General features: G+C 67.0%; 9 protein-coding genes and 1 tRNA gene. 3 read left to right on the forward strand and 7 right to left on the reverse strand.

Going from position 1 to position 13,702, the window contains the following annotated elements:
- Window positions 1–58: 58 nt before the first annotated feature.
- Window positions 59–1,105 (reverse strand): ribonuclease H family protein, encoded by a 1,047-nt coding sequence (locus tag BCUN_RS09435; RefSeq protein ID WP_033518152.1) that lies wholly within the window; start codon window positions 1,103–1,105, stop codon window positions 59–61.
- 223 nt (window positions 1,106–1,328) lie between these two features.
- Window positions 1,329–3,005, reverse strand: coding sequence for a phosphoglucomutase (alpha-D-glucose-1,6-bisphosphate-dependent) (gene pgm / locus BCUN_RS09440; protein ID WP_033518156.1), 1,677 nt, complete (start codon window positions 3,003–3,005; stop codon window positions 1,329–1,331).
- A 427-nt stretch (window positions 3,006–3,432) separates the two neighbouring features.
- Here pgm and BCUN_RS09445 point away from each other — a divergent pair, with 427 nt between their 5' ends.
- Entirely contained in the window at window positions 3,433–5,580 is a 2,148-nt protein-coding gene (locus BCUN_RS09445; RefSeq protein ID WP_033518158.1) for a glucose PTS transporter subunit IIA, read from the forward strand.
- A gap of 250 nt (window positions 5,581–5,830) precedes the next feature.
- Here the strand turns inward: BCUN_RS09445 and BCUN_RS09450 are convergent, their stop codons facing one another.
- Window positions 5,831–6,919 (reverse strand): diacylglycerol/lipid kinase family protein, encoded by a 1,089-nt coding sequence (locus BCUN_RS09450; protein WP_051921000.1) that lies wholly within the window; start codon window positions 6,917–6,919, stop codon window positions 5,831–5,833.
- Between the two features lie 183 nt (window positions 6,920–7,102).
- Here BCUN_RS09450 and serS point away from each other — a divergent pair, with 183 nt between their 5' ends.
- Window positions 7,103–8,386: a serine--tRNA ligase gene (gene serS, locus BCUN_RS09455; RefSeq protein WP_033517542.1), complete on the forward strand. Its 1,284-nt coding sequence runs from the start codon at window positions 7,103–7,105 to the stop codon at window positions 8,384–8,386.
- A 110-nt stretch (window positions 8,387–8,496) separates the two neighbouring features.
- Window positions 8,497–8,581 (forward strand) — tRNA-Ser (locus tag BCUN_RS09460).
- A gap of 57 nt (window positions 8,582–8,638) precedes the next feature.
- Here BCUN_RS09460 and BCUN_RS09465 read toward each other — a convergent pair.
- From BCUN_RS09465 to BCUN_RS09480, 4 genes are all read right to left on the reverse strand, one after another.
- Window positions 8,639–10,117: an alpha/beta hydrolase gene (locus BCUN_RS09465; RefSeq protein ID WP_238552416.1), complete on the reverse strand. Its 1,479-nt coding sequence runs from the start codon at window positions 10,115–10,117 to the stop codon at window positions 8,639–8,641.
- A gap of 243 nt (window positions 10,118–10,360) precedes the next feature.
- Window positions 10,361–10,987, reverse strand: a complete 627-nt coding sequence (locus BCUN_RS09470) for a DUF4125 family protein (RefSeq protein ID WP_033517540.1) — start codon at window positions 10,985–10,987, stop codon at window positions 10,361–10,363.
- Window positions 10,988–11,014: 27 nt separating this feature from the next.
- On the reverse strand, window positions 11,015–11,692 hold the full coding sequence (locus BCUN_RS09475; protein WP_202961101.1) for a DUF1287 domain-containing protein: 678 nt from the start codon (window positions 11,690–11,692) through the stop codon (window positions 11,015–11,017).
- Window positions 11,674–13,695 (reverse strand): DUF4037 domain-containing protein, encoded by a 2,022-nt coding sequence (locus BCUN_RS09480; RefSeq protein ID WP_051921002.1) that lies wholly within the window; start codon window positions 13,693–13,695, stop codon window positions 11,674–11,676. Before BCUN_RS09480 ends, BCUN_RS09475 begins: the two co-directional genes overlap by 19 nt.
- Between the last annotated feature and the right edge of the window lie 7 nt (window positions 13,696–13,702).

Genomic DNA, 13,702 nt, shown 5'->3' on the forward strand with positions numbered 1-13,702 from the left:
TTCGAAGTCATGCACGCGTGCACGCCCATGCATGCACGCACAGGTCCCATAGTAGTGCTCAGCCCAGATGCGCCACGAGGAACGGGGCGTCATCCAGCCGCGCCGAGCCGTCGCCATCCACCAGCAGGTCCACTTCCACGTAGCCGCGGATCCGCCGCGGCTGGCCGTCGAAGCTCGGGCTGGAGGCCGGCGGGGGCGTGATGTGCACGTCACCGGACACGTGCAGGCCGGTGTGCGCCAGCGTCGGGGTGGGGGAGGGCTGCTGCTGCGTGGCGTGCGTCGCTTCCGGTGCGGTCCCGTCGGTCACCGGGTCCGCTGCCGCCGCCGGCTGTGCCGACGGCGTCGCGGAATCCGGCGTCGATGCCGTCTCCTGCGCCTTGTCCGTCGTCGGGCGGCCAATGGGGTCGTCCGGGCGTCGTGCGGCGGTGTCGGCCTGTATGCCCTGCGTATCGTGCGCCGTTGCGGCGTCGGTGTCACGCATGGTGCCGGGGCCTCCCATGGAGCGGCCGTCGTGGTAGTCGGCGGCCGTCAGCTCGCCGTCGAGCAGCATCTGCGCATCCTGCGGGACTTCCAGGCCCTTCGTGTACGGCGAGTCCATCACCGATTGCCAGCCCTCGGCAGGCAGGTAGCCGTCGCGCACGCCCGAACGGGCGTCCTCCGCGTAGGTGCGTGCCAGTTCGTCGACCTTCTCGTTGCCGGCGTTGCCCGCGTGCCCCTTGACCCACACGAACCTGACCGGGCCCTTGCGGCTGCGGATCTCGCGGTCGATGGCCTTGATGAGCGGCGCATTCTTCACCGGCTCTTTCTTGGAGTTCCTCCAGCCGTTCTTCTTCCAGCCATGCACCCACTTGGTGGAGCAGTTGATGGCGTACTGGGAGTCGGTCTCGATGGTCAGGGGCTCGGATCCCGGATGGGTGCGCAGCGCCTCGAGCACCGCGCACAGCTCGCCGATCTGGTTGGTGCCGCTGGTGGCGCCGCCGGCGTCGCAGTCGCCGGTGTGGTGGTGGCCGTCCGCGCCGTGCGTGTCATGGTCGGCCCATGCCCAACCCATGGGTCCGTTGGGGTTGCCGAGTGCGGAGCCGTCGGTGGAAACAGTGATCGTCATGGGGCCTAGGGTAGTGGGACCCCGGGGCGAGGGCCATTCAGGAATCAAGTGCTAACAGGAATCTCTCGTTTTTCCGTGATATTTCCAGAACGGGCCGCACATGCGGCCCGTTCTGGAAATATCACGGAAAAACGAGAGATTCCTGTTAGGGGCGGTTCGTCAAAGGAAAGGGTTGCCCTCATCCGGACCTACAGGCATCCGGACCCTTCCCCGATGCCTTCACCTACTCGCCCAGGGCGTTGTCCACGACCTCGGTGGCCTCGGACAGCACGGCGTCCAGCGTCTCGGGGGAGACGAAGGACTCCGCGTACACCTTGTAGATGTTCTCGGTGCCGGAGGGGCGGGCGGCGAACCAGTTGTCCTTGGTCGTCACCTTGATGCCGCCGATCGGAGCGTCGTTGCCCGGCGCCTTGGTCAGGATCTGCTCGATGTCCTCGCCGCCCAGGGTGGTGGCGGTCACGTCGTCGGCGTTGAGCTTGGCGAACTTCTGCTTCTGCTCGAGGGTGGTCGGCGTGTCGATGCGGCTGTACCAGCTCTCGCCGAAGCGCTCCACCTGCTCCTGGTGCAGCTGGGCCGGGTTCTTGCCGGTCTTGCCGGTGATCTCGGCGGCCAGCAGGTCGGGGATCAGGCCGTCCTTGTCGGTGGTCCACACGCGGCCGTCCATGCGCAGGAAGCTCATGCCGGAGCTTTCCTCGCCGCCGAAAGCGATCTCGCCGGTGAACAGCGGGTCCACGAACCACTTGAAGCCGACCGGCACCTCGACCACGCGCGCGTCGATGGCGGCGGCCACGCGGTCGATCAGGGAGGAGGAGACGAGGGTCTTGCCCACGCCCGTGCCCTCCGGCCAGCCCGGACGGTTGCCGCCGAAGAGGTATTCGACGCACACGGCCAGGTAGTGGTTCGGGTTCATGACGCCCCAGTTCGGGCAGACGATGCCGTGGCGGTCGGCGTCCGGGTCGGTGCCGCCCACCAGGTCGTACTTGTCCCAGGCGCCGGCGTTGAGCTGGTCGACCAGGCCCTTCATCGCGTACTGCGAGGAGGGGTCCATGCGGATCTTGCCGTCGTGGTCGATGGTCATGAAGCGCCAGGTCGGGTCGACCTCGGGGCGCACCACGCCGATCTCGAGGCCGTACTTCTCGTTGATGAGCGGCCAGTAGTTCACGGAGGCGCCGCCCAGCGGGTCGATGCCCAGGCGCACGCCGGAGGAGCGGATCACGTCGAAGTCAATCACGTTCTTCAGGTCTTCCACGTAGTGTTCGCGGAAGTCGAAGCGCTCCACGAGGTCGGACTTGACGGCCTGCTCGAAGGGCACGCGCTTGATGTTGCGGAAGTTCGGCAGCAGCTCGTTGGCGCGGTTGGCGATGGCGTTGGTCACCTCGCTGGGTGCCGGGCCGCCGGTGACCGGGTCGTACTTGAAGCCGCCGTCGGTGGGCGGGTTGTGCGAGGGGGTGACCACGATGCCGTCGGCCAGGCCGTCGCCCTCGAAGCGCTGCGAGCCGTCGGCCGCGCGGTTGTGTGTGAGGATCGCCTGGGAGACGACCGGGGTGGGGGTGAAGTCGTCGCGCGAGTCGATGCGCACGGTGACACCGTTCGCCACGAGCACCTCGATGGCGGTCTTCCAAGCCGGCTCGCTCAGGGCGTGCGTGTCGCGGCCGATGTAGAGCGGGCCGTTGACGCCGGCCTCCTTGCGGTACTCGGCGATGGCCTGCGTGATGGCCACGATGTGTGCCTCGTTGAACGACGTCTTCAGCGAGGAGCCGCGGTGTCCGGAGGTGCCGAAGCTCACGCGCTGCTCGGGCACGTCGACGTCCGGCACGACGTCGTAGTACTTGCCGATCACTTCGTCGACATCGATGAGGTCTGCTGGGGTGGCGGGCATGCCCGCATTCTGTGCAACCATACGTCCTTCGTTCTTTCACGATTCATTGACTGCCGCCGGTTTGGCGTTGCAATGGCATTGCAGCGACAAGCCGTACCCTACCAGTTTAGCCTGTGGCGAAGAACTGAAATCGATTGCAAGGTGAGGGGGCGTACAAAGCGCGCGATTCCAAGGATTCGGGCCGTCAGCTCCCGTGGCCGCGACATTCCGTGTCGGTGAAATGGCCTGTGTACTCGTGTACTATTTTGTGACGATTGGAGTGAAGACGGCGAAGCAGAGCCGCTGGACCGTCCCCCGGTGAAGGAACGGGGAGCGCCATGCGCGGGAATTGCCCGCTGTGTTCGCTTTTTTCGGATACACAGCAGCGACGGCGTCGTTCCGTGCCCCATGCGGACAATGGGGGATCCGGGAAGTGCCGTCGCTCAGGGATAGAGGAAAGGAAAGAACGATGGCTGACTCCACTCCTTCGCAGATCATCACTGCGATCGGTGGCCCGGACAACGTCAAGAGCCTGACGCACTGCGCCACCCGCCTTCGTTTCGAGCTGGTCGACGGAGGCAAGGTCGACCAGAACGCGCTCCAGCACATGAAAGGCGTGCTGGGTGCCGTGCCGCAGGCCGGCGACCGCTACCAGGTCGTCATCGGCGGCGGCGTGGCCGACATGTACAACAAGATCATGAACCTGCCCGAGATGCAGCGTGTGGCCTCCGGCACCCCGGCGCCCGCCGCCGGCTCCAACGGCGGTGGCATGTCCAACGCGGACGTCAAGGCGGCCGCCCGGTCCAAGGCGCGCGGCAAGGTCGCGTGGCTGGACTCCTTCTTCGAGTACCTCTCCGATTCGTTCCGCCCGATCCTGGGCGTGCTGCTCGGCGCCTCGCTCATCATCGCCATCATCAACGTGTGCATCGCATGCGGCTGGATCGCCAGCGAGACCGACTCGCCGAGCTGGGTCTTCATGCAGGCGCTGTACAAGGGCGTCTTCTACTTCCTGCCCATCATGATCGCGTACAACGCGTCCAAGAAGCTCAACGTGGACCCGTGGCTGGGCGGCGCCATCATGGCCGCGCTCATGACCCCGTCCTTCATGAGCCTCATGGACACCACCTGGGCCGAGACCAACTGCACCACCAGCGCCGTGGGCACCCAGCAGTGCACCACCACCGTGTTCGGCCTGCCGATGCAGCTGTCCGACTACTCGGGCAACGTTTTCGTGCCGCTGCTCATGGCCGCCGTGCTCGCGCTCGTCTACCGCGGCCTCAAGAAGATCATCCCGGATTCGGTCCAGATGGTCTTCGTGCCCTTCTTCTGCATGATTGTCGTCGGCGCCTTGACCGCCTTCATCCTCGGCCCGATCGGCGTATGGGTCGGCAACGGCCTGGGTATCGGCCTGCAGTGGCTGAACATGCATGCGCCGTTCATCTTCGCCATCCTCATCCCGATGCTGTACCCGTTCCTGGTGCCGCTCGGCCTGCACTGGCCGCTCAACGCGCTCATGCTCATCAACATCAACACCATGGGATACGACTTCATCCAGGGCCCGATGGGCACCTGGAACTTCGCCTGCTTCGGCGCCACCGCCGGCGTACTCATCCTCTCCCTGCGCGACAAGGACACCGAGATGCGTCAGACCTCCATCGGCGCCCTCGCGGCCGGCCTGCTCGGCGGCGTCTCCGAGCCGTCCCTGTACGGCATTCACCTGCGCTTCAAGAAGATGTACTCGCGCATGCTGGTCGGCTGCGCCGCCGGCGGCGTCTCCATCGCCATCCTCGGTTGGCTCTTCCCGTCCACCCTCGCCAACGGCGAGACCGTGCACGGCGTGACCACCACCGCCTTCGCCTTCACCTCGCTGCTGACCATCCCGGTCTTCAGCCAGATGTGGGTGTACGCGCTGTCCATCGCCATCGCCTTCATCGTGGCGCTGCTCATGGTCGTCTTCTTCGACTACCGCACGCCTGAGGAGAAAGCCGAGGTGCTGGCCCGCGTCCAGGCCGCCCAGGCCGACGAGGCCACCGAGACCCCGGCCAACCGTGCCGCCGTCGAGAATGCCCTTGAGCATGAGGACGACAACCTGCTGCCCGCCGACCGCACCTCCGCCGCCGGCGCCGCTGCCGCTGCCGCCGACCAGCCGATGGTCGCCACCGACCACGTCGCCGCGCCGCTCGCCGGCCACGTGATTTCCCTGGACGACGCCGGCGACCCCGTGTTCGCCTCGCGCGCCCTGGGCGAGGGCGTGGGCATCACGCCCGCCAGCGGCAAGGAATCCGTCTTCGCGCCGGTCGCCGGCGTGCTGACCACCGTGGCCGAGACCGGCCACGCCTTCGGCGTCAAGACCGATGACGGCGTGGAGATCCTGGTGCACATCGGCATCGATACCGTCAAGATGAACGGCGAGGGCTTCACCGTCGCCGTCAAGCAGAACCAGCGCGTCGCCCTGGGCGACAAGCTCGTGGACGTCGACTTCGACAAGGTGCAGGCCGCCGGCTACAGCACCACCACCCTGATGACCGTGGTGAACACCGCCGCCCTGACTCGCGTCGAGCCGCACTTCGGCATGGACGTGCAGCCCGGTGACGTGGTCATCGACGTGGAGAAGTAAGGCATGAGGTCAGGCCACCGAGGCCTGAATCCGAAGAAATCTCTCGTTTTTTCGTGACATTTCTAGGAGAAGAGGCGGCCCGCTTCCTGCCGGTCATCGCCGATGGCGATGACCGGCAGGAAGCGGGCCGCCTCTTCTCCTAGAAATGTCACGAAAAAACGAGAGTTTTCTGCCCTTCCGCATGCACATGCTCCAAGCAAGCACATATATGCCTCGCACGCCCCGCCCACGCGGGACGCCTTGTCCAGTGCTACTCGCCCAGCGGCACGCGCACGATCAGCGCCTCCCGGTCCACCGTGAACTTCAGGTGCTTCGTCTCGGGCAGCATGTCGCCGTCGACCTGCGTCAGCACCGGCTTGTCCAGGACCAGTTCGGCGCTGCGCCCCTGCATCTGGTCGATCTTCGAATGCGCGGACAGCGGGCTCTGCTCCGCCTTCTTCGTGATGGTCTGGTGCACCACGTCGCCGAACAGGTTCGCCCAGCCGATCAGGCCGCCGTCGGTGTCGATCAGCTCGAAGTCGAGCAGGCCGTCGTTGAAGGAGGCGTCCGGCATGAGCGAGAACACGGGGATCTGGCCGCAGTTGCCGGCCATGAAGGTGCGGAACTCCAATTGCCGCAAGGTCTTCGGCTTGCCCTCGCCGTCCGTGATCGACACGTCCGCGTGGTACTTGGGGGCGAAGAGGTGCTTGGCGCCGGAGACGAAATAGGCCAGCCAGCTGACGTTCTTCTTGAGGTTCGGGTCGGTGTCGTCAATCATGACCGCGTCGAAGCCGACGCCGGCGATGATGAGGAAGGCGTGGCCGTGGTCCTCGTCGGGACGGTCCAGCAGCTGCAGGCGGCCGACGTCCACGCGGTGCGAGCCGTGGGAGACCGCGATGGTGAGCGCCGCGGTCACGTCGTCGATCGGGATGCCCATGTTGCGCGCGAACAGGTTGCCCGTGCCGATCGGCACGATGCCCATCGCATGGCCGGTGCCGGCCAACGCGCTCGCCACGGTGCGCACGGTGCCGTCGCCGCCGACGGCGATCACCACGTCGGCGCCGCGCTCCAGTGCCTCCTGCGTGCAGGCGCGGCCGTCCTTGTCGAGCTGCGTCTCGATGAACATGGTCTCCCCGAGGCCACGCTCCCGGCAGAATTCACGGATCTTCGTGCACGTCTGCGCCGCCGATGGCTTGGAGGGGTTGACGATGAAGGCGTAGTGGACCTGGTCGTTGCGCCGCTGCTCGAGCTGCTGGACGCGCTTGCGGTGCATGTGGATGCGGATGAGTGCGATGGCCACCACGATGACGGCGATCAGGACGACCATCGACACCAGGATGATGACGGTTGCTGTGTTCATGGCAAAGTTCCCCATTCCTGCATAAGCGGCACCCATGGCGTCGAAACGGTCCGATTCATCGCCCCATCTTAGCAAGCCGTCGCGTGCATGGGGTGCATCCTCCACGACACCGCCATGCTGCCATGCGTGAAACACCGCGGGAAACATGGCTTCCTGTCGCATTCGAGCACTACCCTTGCAAGCATGCTTGATATTCAATTCATTCGCGAACACCCGGACGTCATCAAGGATTCCCAGCGCAAGCGCGGCGAGTCCGTCGAGCTCGTCGACGAGGTCCTGCGTTCCGACGAGACGCGCCGTGCGTCGCTCAAGAAGTTCGAAGAGGCACGCGCCCGCCAGAAGGAGATCGGCAAGCAGGTGGCGAAGGCCCCCGCCGACCAGAAGGCCGCGCTCATCGCCCAGACCAAGGAGCTGTCCGAGCAGGTCGCCTCCTACAAGTCCGATGCGGACGATGCGAACGAGCAGTACACCACCGCCATGTGGAAGCTTTCCAACATCGTCGAGCCGGAGGCGCCCGAAGGCGGCGAGGACGACTACGTGGTCGTCAAGAAGGTCGGCACCATCCGCGACTTCGCGGCCGAGGGCTTCGAACCCAAGGACCACCTCACCCTCGGCGAGGGCGTGGCCGGCATCGACATGAAGCGCGGCGTCAAGGTCTCCGGTTCCCGCTTCTACTTCCTGCGCGGCGCCATCGCACGCCTGCAGATCGCCATGCTCACCATGGCCGTCGACCAGGCGCAGGAGCACGATTTCACGCTCGCCATCACCCCCACGCTCGTGCGCCCCGAGGTCATGCGCGGCACCGGCTTCCTCAACTCCCACGCCGACGAGATCTACCGCCTGCGCGAACCCGACGAGGACTACCTGGTCGGCACTTCCGAGGTGGCGCTCGCCGGCATGCACGAGGACGAGATCCTCGACCTGTCCGCAGGCCCGCTGCGCTACTGCGGCTGGAGCTCCTGCTACCGCCGCGAGGCGGGTGCCGCGGGCAAGGACACCAGCGGCATCATCCGCGTCCACCAGTTCGACAAGGTGGAGATGTTCGTCTACTGCAAGCCCGAGGACTCCTACGAGCAGCACCGCCAGCTGCTGGCGATGGAGGAGGAGATGCTCGGCAAGGTCGAGGTCCCGTACCGCGTGATCGACACCGCCGCCGGCGACCTGGGTTCCTCCGCCGCCCGCAAGTTCGACTGCGAGGCGTGGGTGCCGACCCAGGGCCGCTACCGCGAGCTGACCAGCACCTCGAACTGCACCCAGTACCAGGCGCGCCGTCTCAACATCCGCGAGCGCGTGGACGGCGGTACCGAGCCGGTCGCCACCCTCAACGGCACGCTGGCCACCACCCGCTGGCTCGTGGCGATCATGGAGAACCACCAGCAGGCCGACGGTTCCATCGTGATTCCCAAGGCCATGCGACCCTACATGGGCGGCAAGGAAGTGATCGAGCCCACGGCGTGGGAGGCGTGATCGCCCAGGGCGTGACGACCTGATATAACAGTTTTGCGCGGCATGCGACGTCCCGGGCAGCCATGGCCCGCATGACATGGTAGACTGGGAGGCTGTGCGCCGCGCGCACTGGATAGGTGTCCGAGCGGTCTAAGGAGACGGTCTTGAAAACCGTTGACGGGAAACCGTCCGCGAGTTCGAATCTCGCCCTATCCGCCGCATATGCAAGGGCCCGGGTCATCACATGATGGACCGGGCCCTTGCATATGCATGTCAGGGCACCAGGTTGAAGAAGGAGCCCAGCACCAGTGCACTCGCCGCGCACAGGCCGCAGCAGGCGATGACTGCGCTGTGCCCGGCGGACATGCGCATGTCGACCTCTTTGGGCGTGTCCGGGTCGATGCGCCCGGGGCCGTAGAAGAAGTACTTGCGCACCATGATCCATGAGACCAGCACGATGGAGACGATGACGGCCACGCGCAGGCAGGCCCATCCCGCTTCCAGCATGGCCGACTGGTCGCTCAGGGCCAGTGCCGCCTTCGCTAGGAAGACGAAGTAGGCCATGAAGGCAATGGTGAGGGCGGCAGTGAGCAGGAGGGTGCTCACGATCAGCGCCTTGGTGGGCATGGCGAAACGGTGGGACACGGTGCGCCCGTCCTTGCGCACGCTGGTGGGGCTGGTGCGCTTGCGGCGCAGCACCGACACCAGACACATGACCGCCACGGCGCCCCACATGAGCACGCCGAAGAGGAAGATGGCCAGGAGCATGGTCACCGAGGAGATGAGTCCCGGCTCCATGTCCATCGGGACGGCGAACTCCTGGAACGGCTGGGTGCCAGCGATCAGCGGGGTCTGCCAGCCGTCGGCGGCGGTGCCGGCGGCCACGTCGTTGATCCAGTCGGCCAGGTTCTCCGTGTAGTGCTCGGCCAGCGGCAGTCCCGGCACGGACAGTGACGAGCCGGTGCGCATCTGGTGGTTGGTGGGGTAGTAGCGCACGGTCACGTTGTCGTTGCCGACCTCGTGCGTGTCCTTGATGATCTGCTGTGCCCCCTGCTCGATGGGCATGGAGGGGTCGCGGGTGCCGTAGTTGACGAGCACCGGCATGGTGAGCGCCCCGCGGTAGTCGGCGGCGTCGAAGTCGGCGTACTTGAGGCCGAAGGGGCCGAAGTCGAGGCTGGTGAGCCGGGGGATGAGCTTGACGACGCCGTCCGGCGCGCCGATGATGTTGAGGCACTCCGTGGCGGCCATCGCCATCTGCTGGCGTCCCGAGTACACCGGCGGGCTGGTGAGGGCCACGAAGTCCAGCGTGGGGTCCTTCTTCGCCATGATGGTCGCGATCCAGGTGCCTTCGGACTCCGCGTAGATGCCGACCTTCGCCGGGTCGACGCCGTCCCAGCCGCGCAGGACCTCCACGGCGGCGAGATAGTCGTCGGCGCTGGCGTCGTAGTCACGGCTCAGCGCGGTGTAGTTGTCGAGACGCTTGTCCTGGACGATGCTGGTGATGCCGGCCGACGCCAGGTCCGTGGCGACGTCGCCGTAGACTTCCGCGGCCTTGCCGGTACCGGCGCCGTGCATGAGCACGACGGCGGCACGGTCGGAGGGACCGTCCAGCGGGTCGCGCACGATGGCGGCGACGGTGTGGCCGCCGCTGACGGTGACGGTGACGTGCGTCTCCCTGACCTGGTAGGTGCCCAGCTTGGGTGCCGTGGTGTCCTTGGCGCTGATGGCGGTGTCACGGTCAGACACGCGCATGTGCGTGCTGAGCGGACCGACGCTCCAGCCGGGGTCCATCGCCACGGAAAGACCAGCGAACGCTGCGGTGACGATGATGGAAATGCCGAGTGTCCAGACGATTTGTCTCCAGAAATGCTGCACAGCACCACTGTAGCGGCACGTGTCTCTTTGTTTTGCGCACAGCGTTGCCTGCAGCGGCTCATGTTTTTCGGCGCCATGAAATTGTGCGCTTCCTGGCAGCCGAAAAATGTGAGCCTCCCATCAGGACTGCGCGCGCTCGGCTTCCTCCAGGGAAGCGAAACCGGACAGCCGCACCGTGGTGCCTACCGTGTCCTCGGTCAGGTTGCGACCCTGGTCGGCCAGAGACTCCACGAACCGCCCGTAGGCGTCCAGCGTCGCCTGCGAGTAGGTGGACAGCTCGCCGCGCAAGTATGTCTCGAAGGAGGTCGACTCCGGCGTGTCCTGCGCGGTGGCGAGCACGCGCATGCCGGCACCCAGCCCGGGCCAGCGCGCCATGAAGTCGCGCGCCCACGCCACCTGTCGCGCGATGATGCGCTCCTGCTGCGCGGTCCTGGCCTCGCCGATCGGCTCGAGGTACGGTTCGATGGAACGGTGGTACTCCTCGGGGACGGTGGAGGCCATCATGCGCGCGTACTTCTCCGTCACCAGGTTGCGGCCGGCGCGGTCGGCGGCCTGCAGGTCGTCCAGCCAGGACGCCAGCAGCGCGTCCGGCCACGTGGCGAACTGGCTGAGGCGCATCACTGTGAACATCGGCTTGTTGCCCTGGCAGCTCGCGCGGCCTCCTTCGTTGGTGGTGTCCTGGAACTGGCGCCACTCCTCCTCGACGATCCTGTCGATGAGCGCCTGGCGTTCCTGGTCATTGGCCATGGTGTCCGTGCCTTTCCTGAATAAGTGTCAGCTGATCCGGTAATGCCCCACGATGCGCTGGGGGAAGCTCGCCAGCACGTCCTCCTCGTACTGCCGCTGCGTGGCGCCGGAGTGGTGGATGAGTAGCGGCACGTTCCGCGCGTTGCGACGGTCGGAGACGACGCCGATGTGGTTCTCGTACACCACGATGTCGCCGCCCTTCCACTGCGTGGTGTCCTGCGGGTCCGTCGTCAGGGAGATGGCGTTGTGTGCCAGGTACACGTCGAGGTTCGGCACGCGGCGGAAGTCGATGTCGGCGTCCGGCACCTCGACACCGTACCAGTCGGGATGCGCGGCGATGTCGTCGGCGACCAGCTGGCGCAGGTCGTAGCCGGCGTCGCGCATGCCGAAGGCGACGACGTCCGTGCACACCCCGTAGCCGTCGTCCGGGTAGCCGCCGGCGTAGTAGGCGCTGCGGTACTTCGGCTTCGTCGCGACATAGGCGCGTACGGCCGCCAGGAAGTCGGTCTGGTCGTCCATGCCGTCGCCGTCGCGGTCGACCTGGCTGACGTAGGGGTCGGGGTCCACTGTGGTGCCGGCCGACGCCGACGTCCGCTGCGCGCGCAGCCACAGGACGCCGCCGGCCAGCAGCGCCACCGCGACGACGGCTGAGACGACCAGGATGACCGTCATTTTCACGGAATGTTTCACAGGCTGCGCAGACATGGGTCGCCTCCTTGGATATGCGCCTCGACGTACGGCCGCTGCCATTCGAGGAAATCGTCGGTACTGGAGGACAGGCCGTCCGCGTTGAGACGGTCGACGACCTGCCCGCAGATTCCCTCGACGATCGACGTCGCCTCGGCCACGGCCGGCGCGCTGCCGCGGCCACCCTCGCCGAAACCGGCGCCGCCGAAGCACGCCGCGCTCGCCACCTGCAGCAGCCGTTCGCACTGTCCGCACACTTCGGCCAGCTTCGCGAAGAGCCGCGCAGAGAGCTGCCGCCACGCGGCGAACAGCCACTTGTAGTACGGCACGTAGCCGACCGTGGCCGGGCCGTTCTCCAGGAACACGTAGGAGGCGGCGGCCCGCACGAACTCGTCGACGGCCAGCCATGCGGCGGCGCCGTCGCCACGTTGCAGCATGCGTGGCAGGTTGTACTGGCCGGCCTGTGCGAGCATGCCCAGCCGCCGCGACATGAGCGACAGGCGCACGTCGTCGGGCATGAGCTTGAACGACTGGCGCGCCTTGGAGAAGGCGCCCAGCGGGTCCGCGAACACCTTGCCGTTGGTCGCCGCCGCCAGCGTCGCCTCGTCCAGCATAAGCCACGCGGCGGGCTGGTCGGCCGGGGGAGCGGCCGGCCAGCCGGTGACCGACTCGAAGAAGGCGCCGATCTCGAAGACTCCGTCGCGGCGCGTCTCCTGCGCGCGCGGCGTCGACACCGACCTGCCGTAGACGTCGAAGGTGCGCGGTAACGCCTCGTAGTCCGCCTGCATGCGCTCGCCGACCGCTGCGTAGTCGTCTGCCGTCAGCCACAGGCAGACGCGCGGGCCGAAGTCGTGGTCGTGGCTCAGCGCGTCGTCGAAGCCGTAGCATTCCGAACCGTGGCCCACCAGGCCGGCGGCGATGCGCGGCAGGTACCCGGGATAGCGTTCGGCGAGCATGGGACGCACCACCTGCAGCCAGTAGGCGCGCGACAGCTGCATGCCGGTCATCGGTACGGCGGCCGGACGCGGGGCGGCATCATGCGACGGCACCGCAGATCCGGGTACCGACGTCTGCCCGTCAGCTGCAGCCTCGGCAGCCGACGATGGGCTGTCCGTTGCCGGTTCGCCGGCCGTGTCATCGCCTGCAGCTGGAGCTGTCGTGCCGTCGGCACCGGACGCCCTTGCGGCCGCCTGGCGCGCCGTCTGGAGGTTCGCGGCGGTGGTGCGGTAATAGTCGGTGTCCTCGCCGTAGGTGGCGGCGATGTGCTCCAGTGCGCGCTCGTAATACGCCACGGCACCGTCGGCGTCGCCCTCCAGGAACGCGACCTGCGCGCGGCCGGCGAGCGTGCTCGCGTAGTGCGCACTGTCCTGGCGTCCCGCCTGCCGGTAGATGTCGAGGGCGCGTTGCGCCAGGTCGTGTGCCTCGTCCATTTGCGCGGAACCTGCGGTGGCGGCTGCGGCGAGGACGAGTGCGAGGTTGGTGCAGGTGCCGGCGATGTCGACGTCGCGGCCGGCGTCGACGCTGGAGGATTCGAGGATGGCGAGCGCCGTGCGCAGTTCCTGCGCGGCGGCGGCGCTGTCGCCGGTCTCGGAGTACAGCATGGAGCGGTTGTTGTGCAGGGCGGCGAGGCGGCGGTCACCGGTCGGGTAGACGCGCTGCGCGGTGTCGAGCGCCTGGTCGTACAGGTCGCGCGCCTGGTCGTAGCGTCCGGCGGCGCGCATGGCGGTGGCGGCGTTGATGAGCGTGGTCGCCCAGGCTTCGGTGCCTTCGAGCCCCAGGCGCAGGGCGAGTTCGATGGCGCGCTGCACGATCCACTGGTTCTCCTCGTGGCGTGCACGGGACCGGTAGAAGCCCATGGCCTCGTTGAGGACGGTGAGTAGGCCGGCCAGGTCGCCGGCATTCTCCGCGTCGGCCATGGCGTCTTTGAGGAAGCCGTCGATGTCGCCGTCGGCGGCGTGCCGGTCGAACAGTGCGTCGAGGCTCTGCAGGAACTTCCGGGTGTCGAAGTCGTCGTGTGGCATGGCTTTC

Origin of the sequence: Bifidobacterium cuniculi (assembly GCF_000741575.1) — a bacterium.
In the GTDB taxonomy this organism is placed as follows: domain Bacteria; phylum Actinomycetota; class Actinomycetes; order Actinomycetales; family Bifidobacteriaceae; genus Bifidobacterium; species Bifidobacterium cuniculi.

What these genes read in the sequence shown, in the direction of transcription:
- BCUN_RS09435 (WP_033518152.1), bottom strand. Translation starts at nt 1,105, where the DNA reads ATGACGATCACTGTTTCCACCGACGGCTCCGCACTCGGCAACCCCAAC.
- pgm (WP_033518156.1), bottom strand. Translation starts at nt 3,005, where the DNA reads ATGGTTGCACAGAATGCGGGCATGCCCGCCACCCCAGCAGACCTCATC.
- BCUN_RS09445 (WP_033518158.1), top strand. Translation starts at nt 3,433, where the DNA reads ATGGCTGACTCCACTCCTTCGCAGATCATCACTGCGATCGGTGGCCCG.
- BCUN_RS09450 (WP_051921000.1), bottom strand. Translation starts at nt 6,919, where the DNA reads ATGAACACAGCAACCGTCATCATCCTGGTGTCGATGGTCGTCCTGATC.
- serS (WP_033517542.1), top strand. Translation starts at nt 7,103, where the DNA reads ATGCTTGATATTCAATTCATTCGCGAACACCCGGACGTCATCAAGGAT.
- BCUN_RS09465 (WP_238552416.1), bottom strand. Translation starts at nt 10,117, where the DNA reads ATGCGCGTGTCTGACCGTGACACCGCCATCAGCGCCAAGGACACCACG.
- BCUN_RS09470 (WP_033517540.1), bottom strand. Translation starts at nt 10,987, where the DNA reads ATGGCCAATGACCAGGAACGCCAGGCGCTCATCGACAGGATCGTCGAG.
- BCUN_RS09475 (WP_202961101.1), bottom strand. Translation starts at nt 11,692, where the DNA reads ATGTCTGCGCAGCCTGTGAAACATTCCGTGAAAATGACGGTCATCCTG.
- BCUN_RS09480 (WP_051921002.1), bottom strand. Translation starts at nt 13,695, where the DNA reads ATGCCACACGACGACTTCGACACCCGGAAGTTCCTGCAGAGCCTCGAC.